The organism is Citrobacter sp. Cpo065, assembly GCF_030332805.1.
GTDB classification, from domain to species: Bacteria; Pseudomonadota; Gammaproteobacteria; order Enterobacterales; family Enterobacteriaceae; genus Citrobacter; species Citrobacter portucalensis.
In genome coordinates this window covers 1,382-16,815 of record NZ_JAOWHC010000031.1, presented here as the reverse complement: position 1 = coordinate 16,815, position 15,434 = coordinate 1,382, and the positions used below count along the sequence as shown (strand labels likewise).

15 protein-coding genes, 2 rRNA genes and 1 pseudogene (1 of these 18 cut by a window edge) are annotated in these 15,434 nt (G+C 51.2%); 7 read left to right on the top strand and 11 right to left on the bottom strand.

Annotated elements, in window-relative coordinates; all coding sequences use genetic code 11:
• The first annotated feature begins 44 nt into the window (after positions 1-44).
• From glnL to OGY68_RS11190, 3 genes are all read left to right on the top strand, one after another.
• Positions 45-1,094, top strand: a complete 1,050-nt coding sequence (gene glnL / locus OGY68_RS11200; RefSeq protein ID WP_008786986.1) for a nitrogen regulation protein NR(II) — start codon at positions 45-47, stop codon at positions 1,092-1,094.
• A 10-nt stretch (positions 1,095-1,104) separates the two neighbouring features.
• Entirely contained in the window at positions 1,105-2,514 is a 1,410-nt protein-coding gene (gene glnG, locus OGY68_RS11195) for a nitrogen regulation protein NR(I) (protein ID WP_003825317.1), read from the top strand.
• A 112-nt stretch (positions 2,515-2,626) separates the two neighbouring features.
• Complete coding sequence (locus OGY68_RS11190) at positions 2,627-2,737, top strand: YshB family small membrane protein (RefSeq protein ID WP_020996121.1); 111 nt, start codon at positions 2,627-2,629, stop codon at positions 2,735-2,737.
• 87 nt (positions 2,738-2,824) lie between these two features.
• Here the strand turns inward: OGY68_RS11190 and hemN are convergent, their stop codons facing one another.
• From hemN to OGY68_RS11175, 3 genes and pseudogenes are all read right to left on the bottom strand, one after another.
• Positions 2,825-4,198: an oxygen-independent coproporphyrinogen III oxidase gene (gene hemN / locus OGY68_RS11185; protein ID WP_057066646.1), complete on the bottom strand. Its 1,374-nt coding sequence runs from the start codon at positions 4,196-4,198 to the stop codon at positions 2,825-2,827.
• A gap of 188 nt (positions 4,199-4,386) precedes the next feature.
• A complete protein-coding gene (gene yihI, locus OGY68_RS11180) occupies positions 4,387-4,896 on the bottom strand; it encodes a Der GTPase-activating protein YihI (protein ID WP_003028627.1) in 510 nt (169 codons plus the stop codon).
• Positions 4,897-5,065: 169 nt separating this feature from the next.
• Positions 5,066-5,251, bottom strand: a pseudogene (locus OGY68_RS11175) (hypothetical protein).
• 209 nt (positions 5,252-5,460) lie between these two features.
• Here OGY68_RS11175 and yihA point away from each other — a divergent pair.
• Positions 5,461-6,093: a ribosome biogenesis GTP-binding protein YihA/YsxC gene (gene yihA / locus OGY68_RS11170; RefSeq protein WP_008786982.1), complete on the top strand. Its 633-nt coding sequence runs from the start codon at positions 5,461-5,463 to the stop codon at positions 6,091-6,093.
• Between the two features lie 119 nt (positions 6,094-6,212).
• Here yihA and spfP read toward each other — a convergent pair whose 3' ends face one another.
• From spfP to OGY68_RS11160, 3 genes are all read right to left on the bottom strand, one after another.
• Complete coding sequence (gene spfP / locus OGY68_RS22955; protein ID WP_071892919.1) at positions 6,213-6,260, bottom strand: small protein SpfP; 48 nt, start codon at positions 6,258-6,260, stop codon at positions 6,213-6,215.
• Between the two features lie 166 nt (positions 6,261-6,426).
• Positions 6,427-9,213 carry a DNA polymerase I gene (gene polA, locus OGY68_RS11165; protein ID WP_057066644.1) on the bottom strand — a complete coding sequence of 929 codons (2,787 nt, stop codon included), beginning with the start codon at positions 9,211-9,213 and terminating at the stop codon, positions 6,427-6,429.
• A 215-nt stretch (positions 9,214-9,428) separates the two neighbouring features.
• Positions 9,429-9,764 carry a hypothetical protein gene (locus OGY68_RS11160; RefSeq protein WP_231504644.1) on the bottom strand — a complete coding sequence of 112 codons (336 nt, stop codon included), beginning with the start codon at positions 9,762-9,764 and terminating at the stop codon, positions 9,429-9,431.
• Between OGY68_RS11160 and yihG the strand changes: the two genes are divergently transcribed.
• On the top strand, positions 9,649-10,512 hold the full coding sequence (yihG, locus tag OGY68_RS11155) for a 1-acylglycerol-3-phosphate O-acyltransferase, YihG family (RefSeq protein WP_225624899.1): 864 nt from the start codon (positions 9,649-9,651) through the stop codon (positions 10,510-10,512). The genes OGY68_RS11160 and yihG overlap by 116 nt on opposite strands.
• A 13-nt stretch (positions 10,513-10,525) precedes the next feature.
• Here yihG and dsbA read toward each other — a convergent pair whose 3' ends face one another.
• From dsbA to OGY68_RS11140, 3 genes are all read right to left on the bottom strand, one after another.
• Complete coding sequence (gene dsbA, locus OGY68_RS11150; RefSeq protein ID WP_003028621.1) at positions 10,526-11,149, bottom strand: thiol:disulfide interchange protein DsbA; 624 nt, start codon at positions 11,147-11,149, stop codon at positions 10,526-10,528.
• Positions 11,150-11,165: 16 nt separating this feature from the next.
• The gene (locus OGY68_RS11145) at positions 11,166-12,152 is read right to left on the bottom strand and encodes a serine/threonine protein kinase (RefSeq protein ID WP_057066642.1); all 987 of its coding nucleotides are present in this window, start codon (positions 12,150-12,152) and stop codon (positions 11,166-11,168) included.
• Positions 12,153-12,228: 76 nt separating this feature from the next.
• Positions 12,229-12,498: a YihD family protein gene (locus OGY68_RS11140; protein ID WP_003028616.1), complete on the bottom strand. Its 270-nt coding sequence runs from the start codon at positions 12,496-12,498 to the stop codon at positions 12,229-12,231.
• A gap of 69 nt (positions 12,499-12,567) precedes the next feature.
• Between OGY68_RS11140 and mobA the strand changes: the two genes are divergently transcribed.
• Together mobA and mobB are read left to right on the top strand one after the other, a co-directional pair.
• Positions 12,568-13,152 carry a molybdenum cofactor guanylyltransferase MobA gene (gene mobA, locus OGY68_RS11135; RefSeq protein WP_003028614.1) on the top strand — a complete coding sequence of 195 codons (585 nt, stop codon included), beginning with the start codon at positions 12,568-12,570 and terminating at the stop codon, positions 13,150-13,152.
• A complete protein-coding gene (gene mobB / locus OGY68_RS11130) occupies positions 13,134-13,652 on the top strand; it encodes a molybdopterin-guanine dinucleotide biosynthesis protein MobB (RefSeq protein ID WP_100247285.1) in 519 nt (172 codons plus the stop codon). The genes mobA and mobB overlap by 19 nt, the downstream gene beginning before the upstream one ends.
• A gap of 171 nt (positions 13,653-13,823) precedes the next feature.
• Here the strand turns inward: mobB and rrf are convergent.
• Both rrf and OGY68_RS11120 read right to left on the bottom strand, forming a co-directional pair.
• Positions 13,824-13,939: ribosomal RNA gene (rrf, locus tag OGY68_RS11125) — 5S ribosomal RNA — on the bottom strand.
• Positions 13,940-14,033: 94 nt separating this feature from the next.
• A 23S ribosomal RNA gene (locus OGY68_RS11120) occupies positions 14,034-15,434 on the bottom strand; its annotated part runs 1,381 nt beyond the window's last position; the annotation flags it as partial.

Sequence of the window (15,434 nt, the reverse complement as noted above, 5' to 3'; positions counted from 1 at the left end):
TATAATGCACTAAATTGGTGCAACACTTTTCAGGAGACTGCTGAATGGCAACCGGCACGCTGCCCGATGCTGGGCAGATCCTAAATTCTTTAATCAACAGCATCTTACTCGTCGACGATGAGCTGGCTGTACATTACGCCAACCCGGCGGCACAGCAGTTGCTCGCCCAAAGCTCCCGCAAACTGTTTGGTACACCGCTTCCCGATCTGTTGAGTTATTTCTCCTTAAACATCGGACTGATGCGAGAGAGCCTGGAAGCAGGCCAGGGCTTTACGGATAACGAAGTGACGCTGGTGATAGACAGCCACTCACATATCCTCTCTGTGACCGCTCAGAGGCTGCCTGATGGCCTTATCTTGCTGGAGATGGCCCCTATGGATAACCAGCGCCGTCTGAGTCAGGAACAGCTCCAGCACGCCCAGCAGATTGCTGCCCGCGATCTGGTGCGTGGTCTGGCACATGAAATTAAAAACCCGCTGGGCGGATTACGCGGTGCGGCGCAACTTCTCAGTAAAGCGCTTCCGGACCCGGCGCTGACCGAATATACCAAAGTCATTATTGAACAGGCGGACCGCCTGCGTAATCTGGTCGACCGTCTGCTGGGGCCACAACAGCCCGGCATGCACATCACGGAAAGTATTCACAAAGTGGCGGAACGCGTGGTGGCGCTAGTCTCGATGGAGCTGCCGGAAAACGTCACGCTAATCCGGGATTACGACCCAAGTCTGCCCGAATTACTGCACGACCCGGACCAGATCGAGCAGGTTTTGCTGAACATCGTACGCAATGCTTTGCAGGCGCTGGGACCGGAAGGCGGCGAGATCATTCTGCGCACCCGCACCGCGTTTCAGCTCACGCTACACGGCATGCGTTACCGTCTGGCGGCACGAATTGATGTAGAGGATAACGGTCCAGGTATTCCCTCGCATTTGCAGGATACGCTGTTCTACCCAATGGTTAGCGGTCGCGAAGGCGGTACCGGCCTTGGATTATCTATCGCCCGTAATTTGATTGATCAACATTCCGGCAAAATTGAATTTACCAGTTGGCCGGGTCATACCGAGTTCTCGGTTTACCTGCCTATCAGGAAATAAGGTGACGTTTATGCAACGAGGAATAGTCTGGGTCGTTGATGACGATAGTTCCATCCGTTGGGTGCTTGAACGTGCGCTCGCAGGGGCAGGGCTAAGCTGTACCACATTTGAAAGTGGTAAAGAGGTACTGGACGCGCTGGCCAGCAAAACGCCGGACGTGCTGTTGTCGGATATCCGCATGCCGGGTATGGACGGCCTGACGCTGTTAAAACAGATTAAACAGCGGCATCCGATGCTTCCGGTCATCATAATGACCGCGCACTCCGATCTGGATGCCGCCGTCAGCGCCTATCAGCAAGGGGCGTTTGATTATCTGCCCAAACCTTTTGATATTGATGAAGCCGTGGCGTTGGTCGAGCGCGCCATCAGTCATTATCAGGAACAGCAGCAGCCGCGTAATGTTCAGATCAATGGCCCCACAACCGACATCATCGGCGAAGCGCCAGCAATGCAGGACGTCTTTCGCATTATTGGTCGCCTGTCCCGATCTTCAATCAGCGTATTGATTAATGGGGAGTCAGGAACCGGTAAAGAGCTGGTCGCCCATGCGTTGCACCGTCACAGCCCGCGCGTCAAAGCGCCGTTTATCGCGCTGAACATGGCGGCAATCCCGAAAGATTTGATCGAATCTGAGCTGTTTGGCCACGAGAAAGGCGCGTTTACCGGGGCGAATACCATTCGTCAGGGGCGCTTTGAACAGGCAGACGGCGGTACGCTGTTCCTCGATGAAATTGGCGATATGCCGCTGGACGTGCAAACGCGTTTATTGCGCGTATTAGCCGACGGACAGTTTTACCGCGTTGGCGGTTACGCGCCCGTAAAGGTAGATGTACGCATTATCGCCGCCACGCACCAGAATCTTGAACTGCGCGTGCAGGAAGGCAAATTCCGTGAGGACTTATTCCATCGCCTGAACGTCATTCGGGTACATCTGCCGCCACTGCGCGAACGTCGGGAAGATATCCCCCGCCTGGCGCGTCATTTCCTGCAGGAGGCCGCCCGCGAACTGGGGGTGGAAGCCAAACAATTACACCCGGAAACCGAGGCTGCGCTCACCCGTCTGGCCTGGCCAGGTAACGTGCGTCAGCTTGAGAATACCTGCCGCTGGTTAACCGTAATGGCCGCCGGGCAGGAAGTACTGATTCAGGACTTACCAACCGAGCTGTTTGAAACCTCTGTGCCAGATGCACCGTCCCATATGCAGCCGGATAGTTGGGCAACGCTATTGGCACAGTGGGCGGATCGGGCATTACGCTCCGGTCATCAAAACTTGCTTTCTGAGGCCCAACCAGAGATGGAGCGCACGCTGTTGACTACCGCGCTACGTCATACCCAGGGGCATAAACAGGAAGCGGCACGCTTGCTCGGTTGGGGTCGTAATACCTTGACGCGTAAGCTAAAAGAACTCGGAATGGAGTGACATATCGTCACTGTGTAAAGATTAATAATTGAGCGCAAATAGCTGCTATTTTGCGCTTTACTGTTCCGATGAGTTAAGTATGATCGTGCCCGACTAACGGGGGGAAGTCATCATGCTGGAATCAATCATTAATCTGCTGTCGAGCGGTGCAGTCGAAAGCCATACGCCACAAACTGCGGTCGCCGCAGTATTGTGCGCAGCGCTGGTTGGACTGTTCAGCTAGCGGGTTCGCCGGGTGGCGCTTCGCTTACCCGACCTACGTATTGAGATTTTCGTAGGCACGATAAGCGAAGCGCCACCCGGAAAAGCGTTAAATCACCCGCGAGAATTGCTGCATCCGTGCTTTCTGGCGCAGATACGCATCGAAGCACATGCAAATATTACGGATCAGCAGACGGCCCTTCGGCGTGACCTGAATCCCCTTCTCATCGACATCCACCAGCCCATCCTTCGCCAGCGGTGCCAGCAGTTTCAGGTCTTCGGCAAAATAGTCAGCGAAGTTCAGATCCCATTGCTGTTCCACAGCGGCATAGTCGAGGCGGAAGTTGCAGATCAGGAGCTTAATAACATCCCGACGAATGCAGTCGTCGCGGGTCAGGGCGATTCCGCGCCACAGCGCGTTCCCCTGCTCGTCTACCTGCTGATAATAGCGCTTCAGCTCTTTCTGGTTCTGCGCGTAGTTGTCACCAATCATACTAATGGCTGACACGCCCATTCCCAGCAGATCGGTATCACCCTGGGTGGTATAGCCCTGGAAATTGCGATGCAGAACACCCTCGCGTTGTGCAATGGCCAATTCGTCATCTGGGCGGGCAAAATGATCCATACCAATAAACTGATAACCGGTTTCGGTCAGTGACGAGATGGTTTCCTGCAGGATATCCAGCTTCTGCTGCGCGCTGGGCAGGTCGGCATCTTTAATCTTACGCTGAGCGGCAAACAGCGTTGGCAGGTGCGCGTAGTTAAAGACGCTCAGTCGGTCTGGATTCAGCTCAGCAACGCGTTTCAGGGTGAAGGCGAAACTTTCCGGCGTCTGTTTTGGCAAACCATAAATCAGATCGATATTCGTCGAGGTAAAGCCAATCTCACGCGCATGATTCAGCAGTGCAAAGATGAATTCCTCATCCTGCTCACGGTTCACCAGGCGCTGAACTTCTTTATTGAAGTCCTGCACCCCCATGCTCAGGCGGTTAAAACCTTCAGCGCGTAAATGATCAAGCACATCCAGCTCAATTTCACGCGGATCCACTTCGATCGAAATTTCGGCGTCGTCGTTAAAGTTAAAGTTGCTACGCAGCAGCGACATCAAACGACTGATTTGCGCTTTATTCAGGTACGTAGGCGTGCCGCCGCCCCAGTGCAGCTGACTGACATGGCGTCCGGAGAACAGCGGTGCGCGATGAATAATTTCTTGTTCTAAGACATCGAGGTATTGATCGGCTTTGTGCTGCTGGCGAGTCACGACCTTGTTACAGCCGCAGAAGTAGCACAGCTTGTGGCAGAACGGGATGTGAACGTACAGCGAGAGAGGACGCTCAGGATAACGCGCCACGGCCTTTAGAAATGCCTCAGTGCCGTAGTCTTCAGAAAACTCCAGCGCGGTCGGGTACGAGGTATATCGTGGCCCGGAATAGTTATATTTCTGGATCAGGGCCAGGTCCCAGTCTATTAACTGCTCTGACATGCTCACTCCTTCCGATGGCGTCTCTGGCGGGTACGGCGTACCGACTTAACCCCAGTACGGGTGATAAGTCGGTTGCGCAGCCACTTCTGTCGCCGCGACAACCGCTGTAGTTTAACGAATAACCACACCAGATAACATATAACCGGAAGGGTTATAAGCAGGACGGGAAGACCCACGGTGTAAAACCGTTAGTTGCCGCCTTTCAGCAGGCGCATCATGTCTTCCTGCTTTTCTTCTTCTTCCTCTTCTTCCTCGTCATCGTAGGAAAGACCCAGCTTTTGCATCAGCTCATCGATGCGGTCCAGCTTGGCATCAACCCAGGACTGATCTTCCGCGCTCAGGGTTTCTCCTGCTTCAAGACGCTCCAGCAGCGCATCCAGGCGCTCATCCGTTTCCAGTAAATCCAACTCAGCCTGCGGTGAAAGCATAGGTTTCTCACTCTTCGGTTTGTGCTGTTTGGTGACTTTTTCGGTCACGCCCAATGGAATGGGGGTTTTGCTGCCAATACGAGGATCTTTTTGCTTATTTTGGTTTCCGCCACCAGATGCGCCTTCGCTACCGGACGCACGGCTACCTGCCGCATGACCACGGTGTTTTTTCTGGCGCTTACGGTCGCGAGCTTCCTGGTTAATTTCTTCGCGTGTTTTACGACGCGCTTTTGCAGGACCTTTACCGCGTGGTGTAGAAGTTGGTTTCATCATGATTCGTCTTTGGCTGTTTTTATTCAGTATATAATTGCGCCGGAATCTAGCAGAAATAAAGAAAAAAGGCGACAGAGTAATCTGTCGCCTTTTTTCCTGACTCTCAACCCTTACGGGCTCTACAATCCCTGTTGGCTATCAACACACCCTGTTTTTCCCTTAGCCTCTAACATTCCGTGTTGTTTCCATTTCCTTTTACTAACGTCTCCGGACGTTTGTCTTCCTGACAATCCTGTGTCTTCGCCTCCTGGCGCTCCTGACCCTCATCCTGAGTCGTCTATCCTGTCAGCTTCCTCGCTATGGACGCTACTTTACCGTTTTGGTTTAAACGTACAAGTAACCTGGGTAACAATTTCTGATTTTAAGAATAGCGCCCAAATGTAACCATATGATTTATTTTAGTTCTGTCATTTTTTACTCTGTCATCTCGTATAGAAACTGTCGGCAATGTCTCACAAAGCGCGAGGTTTTTACTTACACAGCTCACTCGTCGAAAAACCAGCCTTTTGCTGGGGTTCAGGTATAATCGCTGCAAAGCCCTGATTGATGGAGAGGACTGCTTTGACTAACTTGAATTATCAACAGACGCACTTTGTGATGAGTGCGCCTGATATTCGCCACTTACCTTCCGATACCGGTATCGAAGTGGCTTTTGCTGGCCGTTCCAACGCAGGCAAATCCAGTGCGCTAAATACCCTGACGAATCAAAAAGGTCTGGCGCGTACATCTAAAACGCCGGGTCGTACTCAGCTCATCAACCTGTTTGAAGTCGTTGACGGCAAACGCCTGGTCGATTTGCCAGGATACGGTTATGCCGAAGTTCCAGAAGAAATGAAGCGTAAATGGCAGCGCGCGCTGGCTGAATATCTGGAAAAACGTCAGAGCCTGCAAGGTCTGGTGGTACTGATGGATATTCGTCACCCGTTAAAAGATCTCGATCAACAGATGATCCTGTGGGCAGTTGAGAGCAACGTTCAGGTTCTGGTACTGCTGACTAAAGCAGATAAGCTGGCCAGCGGTGCACGCAAAGCGCAGCTGAATATGGTACGTGAAGCCGTACTAGCATTTAACGGTGATGTGCAGGTAGAAGCATTTTCATCGCTGAAAAAACTGGGTGTGGACAAACTGCGGCAAAAACTGGATAGCTGGTTTAGTGAACTGGCACCGGTTGAAGAGGTGCAGGAAGGGGAATAACCCACCGATATGCCGGATGACGCCGCTGCGCGTCTTATCCGGCCTACAGCATGTGCAAAACTTTTCTTTCGCACAATAAAAAACGCCCCAGTCATTACTGACTGGGGCGGCTAAAATATTCAGCCAAATCCGATTACGTGAAGTAAAAGGTCTGAAAGATAGAACATCTTACCTCTGTACCCTACGAGAATAACTTTACTCTTTTTTGAGCAGCTCAGAAAGCACTTTTTGTAATTTTTTTTCATTCCTTACATAGGGAATTCTAATGGACATCACAAAAAGCTCTCTCTTATGTTGCTTAGTTACGAAAAAGGAGCGTTATTAAGTAAACCCTTAGTGCGCCTGATCCCAGTTTTCACCACTCCCGACTTCCACCAGCAACGGCACGTCAATCTGAGTCTCGTTTTCCATCAGTTGGTGGATCTTTTTGGAGACGCTTTCCAGATCATCTTTGTGCACTTCAAACACCAGTTCATCGTGTACCTGCATGATCATGCGCACGCGCGGTTGCTCGGTTTGCAGCCATCCATCCACGGCAATCATGGCTCGTTTGATAATGTCTGCAGCAGTTCCCTGCATCGGGGCGTTAATGGCCGCACGTTCAGCACCAGCGCGACGAGCACCATTACTGGATTTAATATCCGGTAAATAGAGACGGCGACCTTCCAGCGTTTCTACATAGCCTTGCTCTTTCGCCTGCGCTCGGGTGCGTTCCATGTATTCCAACACACCAGGGTAGCGTTCAAAGTAGAGATCCATGTACTTCTGTGCTTCTTTGCGCGGAATATTCAACTGGCGCGCCAAACCAAAGGCGCTCATCCCGTAGATCAAACCGAAGTTAATGGCTTTAGCGCTGCGGCGTTGCTCGCTGGTCACAGAATCAAGCGGTAAACCAAAGACTTCTGCCGCCGTTGCGCGGTGAATGTCTTTCCCTTCGGCAAACGCGGTAAGCAGACCTTTATCACGTGAAAGGTGCGCCATGATACGCAGTTCAATCTGTGAGTAGTCCGCAGAGACAATCAGGTAGTCTTCTGGCGCAATGAACGCCTGACGAATACGACGACCTTCATCATTACGTACCGGGATGTTTTGCAGGTTTGGATCCGTTGAAGACAAGCGCCCGGTGGCAGTAACCGCCTGATGGTATGAGGTGTGCACGCGCCCGGTTTTCTTGTTAATCATCAACGGAAGCTTATCCGTATAGGTCGACTTCAGTTTTGCTAAACCACGATATTCCAGGATCACTTTCGGCAATGGGTAATCCAGCGCGAGCTCTTCCAGTACCTCTTCCGACGTTGATGGCGCGCCGCCAGGGGTTTTCTTCAACGGCTTAATACCCTGCTTTTCAAACAGGATAGTTTGCAGTTGCTTAGTGGAAGAGAGGTTAAACGCTTCTCCGGCGATCTCGTGCGCTTTTTGCTCCAGCTCATTCAAACGCAGCGTCAGCTCTTCTGAATGCTTGTGCAGAACAGCCGGATCGATTTTCACACCGTTGCGCTCAACGCGAGACAAAACCGGCACCAGCGGCATATCGATATTTTCAAAGACGTTCAACGGCCCTTTATGCTGCTGCAATTCTGGCCACATCTTCAGATGCAGCTGTAGCGTAACGTCGGCGTCTTCCGCAGCGTAACGGCCAGCCTCTTCCAGTGCTATCTGGTTAAAGGTCAGCTGGTTTTTGCCTTTTCCGGCGATCTCTTCAAAGGTGATGGTTTTATGTTTCAGCCAGCGGTCCGACAGGCTGTCCATATCGTGTCGTCCAGCGACGCTGTTAAGAATGTAGGATTCGAGCATGGTGTCAAAGGTGATGCCGCGCAGCTCGATGCCATAGTTCGCCAGGATGCCGCGATCGTACTTCAGGTTTTGCCCGACTTTGTGCGCGTTCTCATCTTCCAGCAGCGGCTTTAGCAGCTCCAGCGCGCGGTCGCGCGCGATCTGGTCAGGGGCATCCAGGTAATCGTGGGCAACAGGAACATACGCCGCCACACCCGGTTCAATGGCAAAAGACAGGCCAACCAGATTCGCGGAAATATTGTCCAGGCTGTCAGTTTCAGTATCGAAGGCAAAGACTGGTGCTTTTTTCAGCTTAGCGATCCACTCTTCCAGCGTCGCTTCGTCCAGAATCGTCACATAGTTTTCATACGAAAGAACCGTGGCCGGCTCCTCAGGCGTTTCATCGACGACAATAGTTTCTTGCGGTTTTGCCGCCGGCTTCGTCCCTTTCGCCTGTAGCCATTTACCCGCTTCAACGTCGGTAACCCAACGTTTAAATTCATACTGTTTAAACAGGCCAAGCAGTTCTTCTGCAGCGGGCTGACGCACTTCAAGCTGCTCACAGGTCAATTCCAGCTCAACATCCGTTTTGATGGTAGCCAATTGATAAGAGAGGTACGCCACCTCTTTGTTCTGCTCAAGTTTGCCTGCCATGGTTTTCGCACCACGGAAGGTCAGCCCCGCTATTTTGTCTGATTCGGCATAGAGGGTATCCAGCCCACCCAGCCCCTGCAGTAGTGCCTGAGCGGTTTTTTCGCCTACGCCTGGAACGCCAGGAATGTTATCTGAGGAATCCCCCATCAGCGCCAGGAAATCGATGATCAGTTCCGGCGGGACGCCGTACTTATTCACCACTTCCTCCGGGCCGAGGATCGTATTGGTCATGGTGTTGATTAGGGTGATATTCGGCGTCACCAACTGAGCCATATCTTTATCACCGGTGCTAATCAGCACCGGGCGACCGATCTTCTCTGCTTCCCGCGCCAGCGTACCGATAACATCGTCCGCCTCCACGCCAGAAACAGCCAACAGTGGCAGCCCCATCGCCTTTACCATCGCATGCAGAGGTTCAATCTGCGCACGCAGATCGTCCGGCATCGGTGGGCGGTGAGACTTATAATGTTCGAATAATTCATCACGGAAGGTTTTACCCTTGGCGTCGAATACCACCGCTGCATGGGTTGGTTGATATTGCAGAATCAAGCTACGCAGCATGTTGAGGACACCGTACATCGCGCCCGTAGGTTCTCCTGCGCTGTTAGTCAGCGGTGGGAACGCGTGGTATGCGCGATACAGGTAAGATGAGCCATCTACAAGGATAAGTGGGTTTTCTGGGATCTGAACCATAATGTCCGTGCCTGTTTATCAGATTATGGGTAAAGGATGCCACAGACAGGATGAAAACATGAGTTTTTCGCCGCATTTGTCGAAAAACTTTTGCAGATCTTCTGCTTTGCTCGCAAAGACAGCTGTGGATAACTTTGTGAATAAATAATTTTCAGCTCTTTAAATATAGCAAGGCAATTAATTCTCCATTGTATTTATACAATAATTTCAATTAGTTAAATAAACGCACGGCATTTTATTCCATTTTTACAGCTTATATCCTGATGTGGATAGATATTCTCTTTTTTTCTATTCAGGGAAGATCCATCATTTGGTTCGTTTTCTGATAAAATCAGCCCCTTGCGCCTCTTTCGCGCACTGTCTATGGCTAACCTTTTGAATAATTTAATTATGACGAGAATACTCGCTGCGATAACGCTGTTGCTGAGTATCGTATTGACCATATTGGTCACAATTTTTTGTTCTGTGCCGATCATCCTTGCCGGGGTTGTGAAACTCCTTTTGCCCATTCCTGTCGTCTGGCGCAAGGTTTCTGTCTTCTGTAATTTCATGATGTACTGCTGGTGTGAAGGTCTGGCGCTACTGCTGCACCTTAATCCACGGCTGAAGTGGGATGTTGAAGGACTGGAAGGTCTTAGCAAGAAAAACTGGTATCTGCTCATTTGTAATCATTACAGCTGGGCCGATATCGTTGTGCTTTGCGTTCTGTTACGTAAGCACATCCCGATGAATAAATATTTCCTCAAGCAGCAGTTGGCCTGGGTGCCCTTTATTGGCCTGGCTTGCTGGGCTCTGGATATGCCGTTTATGAAACGCTATTCACGTGGCTATCTGCTTCGCCATCCGGAACGCCGTGGTAAAGATGTCGAAACGACGCGTCGTTCCTGCGAGAAATTTCGTGCGCACCCGACAACCATTGTGAATTTTGTCGAAGGTTCGCGGTTTACTCATGAGAAGCGTGAGCAAACCCGTTCTCCTTATCAAAACCTGCTCCCACCCAAGGCGGCCGGTATTGCGATGGCATTAAATGTGCTGGGGTCACAGTTCGATAAAATGCTGGATGTCACGTTATGCTATCCGGAAAACAGTAGCCGACCGTTCTACGATATGCTGAGCGGTAAGCTAACGAGGATTGTCGTGCGGGTGAATCTGGAGCCAATCCATGAAGAGTTACACGGTGATTACGTGAACGATAAGGCATTCAAGCGCCGCTTTCAGCTGTGGTTGAATACGCTGTGGAGTGAGAAAGACGCGCAGCTCGACGCGATTAAAGCTGCAAATAAAAAAGCCGGTCAGTGACCGGCTTTTGCTTTTACTTCTGACCGACCAGGTATTTCACGGTATCCGCATACTGTTGTACAAAGATATCCATGCTGCTGGTATCCATGCCCTGCGGGTTGACCTGATATTTGCCATTCACGAACATCGCCGGAACGCCCTGCAGCTGTAAATCAGCCGCTGCTTTTTCCTGCTGTGCCACGAGAGATTTCACTACGAAGCTGTTCCATGCCGCATCATAGTCTTCGCCTTTAATACCCGCATCGACAAACACTTTACGGATATCAGCAACAGACTGAACGGTCTGGGTTTTCTGAACCCCTTCAAACAGCGGAACAGTGACCTGATCTTCAACGCCCAGCGCCATTGCAACCGCCCATGCCTGCGTCAGATCTTTGCCCAAAGGCCCGAGAAACTCGACGTGGTATTTGGTCATCTTAGTACCTTCCGGCAGTTTTTTCTTCACGTTATCAGATACATGAAGCACTTCTTCAAACTGATAGCAGTGCGGGCAGTAGAAGGAGAAGAACTCCAACACTTGCGGTTCACCCGCAACAGGCTTCTCCAGGGTGATGTATTGTTTACCATCCTGGAACTGCGCTGCAGATGCGCTAAAAGCTAAGACCATACCAGCCAGCGCCAGCCATATTTTTTTCATGTTCAAGTTTCTCCGATTAATACATTGGCGTTAATTGTAAGGGGGGCTCTTGCAGAATTTTTGCCTGCTCAATAAAGGTCGCGGTCTGACGATGCCAGTAATCTTCCCCGGTTAACCACGGGAAGTTTTTTGGGAACGCAGGGTCAGCCCAACGTCGAATCAGCCAAGCAAGATAATAAACTAAACGCATAGCGCGTAAAGGTTCTATCAGTCCGATTTCAGAGATATCGAACTCACTAAACTCTTCATAAGCCTCGATAATGGTTTCTAGCTGCATGCGTTGTTCAGCTTTATCACCATTGAGGAGCATCCATAAATCCTGAATAGCCGGACCATTGCGGGCATCATCTAAATCGACAAACATCGGGCCATCGCGCCACAGAATATTACCGGCATGACAATCACCGTGCAGGCGTAACGTAGTAAAACGCGTATGCCAGCGATCGGTAACCACCGCGATAAGCGCATCCGTTGCCTTCAGGAAAGCCGCTTTTTGCCCTGATGGGATAAGCTGTGCGTGTTCAAAAACTTTACGCGGTTCAGTCAGGTATTCTTCAAGGCCAATCGTCGGTCGGAAGGTAAAAGTACGCTTGCATCCGGTCTGGTGCATACGCCCGAGATAGCGCCCCACCGCCTCCATCTGATCGATGTTGTCGGCTTCAAACTGTCGTCCACCGACGCTGGGGAAGATCGCAAAATGGAAACCCTGATGGCTTAACAGCGTTTGGCCGTTCAGTACCAACGGCGCAGCTACCGGGACTTCATCGCTTACCAGTTCCAGAGCAAACTGGTGCTCTTCCTGGATCTGATCGACAGACCAGCGTTCAGGGCGATAAAACTTAACAACAAAGCGTCGACGGTCTTCGTCCTGGAATTGATAGACACGGTTTTCATAGCTGTTAAGCGGGGTAAGCCCGGAGTCCACCCGGATCCCCTGCTCAAACAGTGCATCCATGATGGTATCCGGGTGTAGCGTCTGGAAATTAAAAGCGTTGTCGTTCATCCCATCATCCGGAAAATACTACGAATGATTCAGGATATCATTTCGCAGCGCTTTCGGTGGCGGCGATTACAAGCTTTTACTCTTTAATTACGCCACGAGCGCGGAGTAGTGCGGTTTTAAAATCTTCTTCATAATCTTTCTGAATACCTGGGATGACAGCATCCTTCGCTGAGTCTCGCATTTTCAGGTGATAGATCAGAATGTCATCAGTTAAATCCGCCAGTTCGCCGTCAAAACCTGACTCTTGCGCCAGTTTCTGCAAAAATTGCATCAGGTTAAGATCGGGTTCCTTCTGCCAGGCTGGCTGGAGGAGTTCAATAACTTCATTCAGACGTTTACATTTCATGGTTGTGCTCCTTAGGCTCAATACAGATACGTTAGCAGGGTCAATCCCACATTAAAAGAGGCGATATCAGTGATTCTGGATAGTGCAATAACAGGGGTTGTGCTGGCCGGCGGTAAGGCCAGACGGATGGGTGGAACCGATAAAGGTCTGCTTGAACTGGACGGTAAACCTCTTTGGCGGCATGTGGCCGACATTCTCGCTTTGCAGGTCGAAACCGTGGTGGTTAATGCCAATCGCCACCGGGATATATACCAGCAAAGCGGCCTGAAAGTTATTCCCGATTCCTTGGCCGATTTCCCTGGCCCACTGGCCGGGATGCTATCGGTATTCCTGCAGCAAACGGGGGAGTGGTTTCTGTTTTGCCCGTGCGATATGCCCTATATTCCTCACGATCTGGTCGCTCGTTTAAAAGAGCAACGTAAAGCTGCACCCGTTGTCTGGGTGCATGATGGGGAAAGAGATCACCCAACCATTGCGCTGATGCACCGCTCTATGCAGCCTTTGCTGCAGGATTATCTTCAGTCCGGTGAACGACGCGTTATGGTCTTTATGCGTCTGGCTGGCGGTCATGCTGTCGATTTCAGCGATCATAAAGATGCGTTCGTAAACGTGAACACCCCCGAAGAGCTCGCAAAATGGCAGGAAAAATCATGATCCCATTACTCGCCATTGCGGCATGGAGCGGCACGGGAAAAACCACGCTGCTCAAAAAGTTGATCCCGGAACTACGTGCCAGAGGTATACGTCCCGGATTGATTAAACATACTCATCACAATATGGATGTCGACAAGCCCGGTAAAGATAGCTATGAACTGCGCAAAGCCGGTGCAGCACAAACGCTGGTCGCCAGCCAGCAACGTTGGGCATTAATGGTAGAAACACCGGAAGAGCCCGAACTGGATTTAGCGTATCTGGTAAGCCGGATGGATGCAGCGACGTTGGATCTAGTGCTGGTTGAAGGGTTTAAGCATGAACCTGTCGCTAAGATCGTGCTTTTTCGCGACGGTTGCGGGCATCGTCCTGAAGAATTGGCGATAGACGAATATGTTATCGCGGTTGCCAGTGATGTTCCGCTGGCGGTGGATGTTCCATTGTTAGACATCAACGACATACAGCAAATTGCTGATTTTGTTACGCAATGGATAAGATGGTAACCGTGGTGTTGTGATGTGCCTGATGCGCTGCGCTTATCAGGTCTACTGAAACGCATTCACTGACGGGCTTTTGTAGGCCGGATAAGGCGGCACGCCGCATCCGGCGGTTTTCATCCCGCACAGACGCAAAAAAGCCCATCCGTCAGGATGGGCTTCTTCACTTTAATTGATGCCTGGCAGTTCCCTACTCTCGCATGGGGAGACCCCACACTACCATCGGCGCTACGGCGTTTCACTTCTGAGTTCGGCATGGGGTCAGGTGGGACCACCGCGCTACAGCCGCCAGGCAAATTCTGTTTATCAACACGCTTTTGCATGTCAATCTAATCTGTAATCAAGCTGAATTTCGATGTCTCTTCGCCAAAACATCTTCGGCGTTGTAAGGTTAAGCCTCACGGTTCATTAGTATCGGTTAGCTCAATGTATCGCTACACTTACACACCCGACCTATCAACGTCGTCGTCTTCAACGTTCCTTCAGGACCCTTAAAGGGTCAGGGAGAACTCATCTCGGGGCAAGTTTCGTGCTTAGATGCTTTCAGCACTTATCTCTTCCGCATTTAGCTACCGGGCAATGCCATTGGCATGACAACCCGAACACCAGTGATGCGTCCACTCCGGTCCTCTCGTACTAGGAGCAGCCCCCCTCAATTCTCCAGCGCCCACGGCAGATAGGGACCGAACTGTCTCACGACGTTCTAAACCCAGCTCGCGTACCACTTTAAATGGCGAACAGCCATACCCTTGGGACCTACTTCAGCCCCAGGATGTGATGAGCCGACATCGAGGTGCCAAACACCGCCGTCGATATGAACTCTTGGGCGGTATCAGCCTGTTATCCCCGGAGTACCTTTTATCCGTTGAGCGATGGCCCTTCCATTCAGAACCACCGGATCACTAAGACCTGCTTTCGCACCTGCTCGAGCCGTCACTCTCGCAGTCAAGCTAGCTTATGCCTTTGCACTAACCTCCTGATGTCCGACCAGGATTAGCTAACCTTCGTGCTCCTCCGTTACTCTTTAGGAGGAGACCGCCCCAGTCAAACTACCCACCAGACACTGTCCGCAACCCGGATTACGGGTCTACGTTAGAACACCAGCCATTAAAGGGTGGTATTTCAAGGATGGCTCCATGCAGACTGGCGTCCACACTTCAAAGCCTCCCACCTATCCTACACATCAAGGACCAGTGTTCAGTGTCAAGCTATAGTAAAGGTTCACGGGGTCTTTCCGTCTTGCCGCGGGTACACTGCATCTTCACAGCGAGTTCAATTTCACTGAGTCTCGGGTGGAGACAGCCTGGCCATCATTACGCCATTCGTGCAGGTCGGAACTTACCCGACAAGGAATTTCGCTACCTTAGGACCGTTATAGTTACGGCCGCCGTTTACCGGGGCTTCGATCAAGAGCTTCTCCTTACGGATAACCCCATCAATTAACCTTCCGGCACCGGGCAGGCGTCACACCGTATACGTCCACTTTCGTGTTTGCACAGTGCTGTGTTTTTAATAAACAGTTGCAGCCAGCTGGTATCTTCGACTGATTTCAGCTCCATGGGTAAACCACTTCACCTACATATCAGCGTGCCTTCTCCCGAAGTTACGGCACCATTTTGCCTAGTTCCTTCACCCGAGTTCTCTCAAGCGCCTTGGTATTCTCTACCTGACCACCTGTGTCGGTTTGGGGTACGATTTCGTGTTACCTGATGCTTAGAGGCTTTTCCTGGAAGCAGGGCATTTGTTACTTCAGCACCGTAGTGCCTCGTCATCACACCTCAGCGTTAA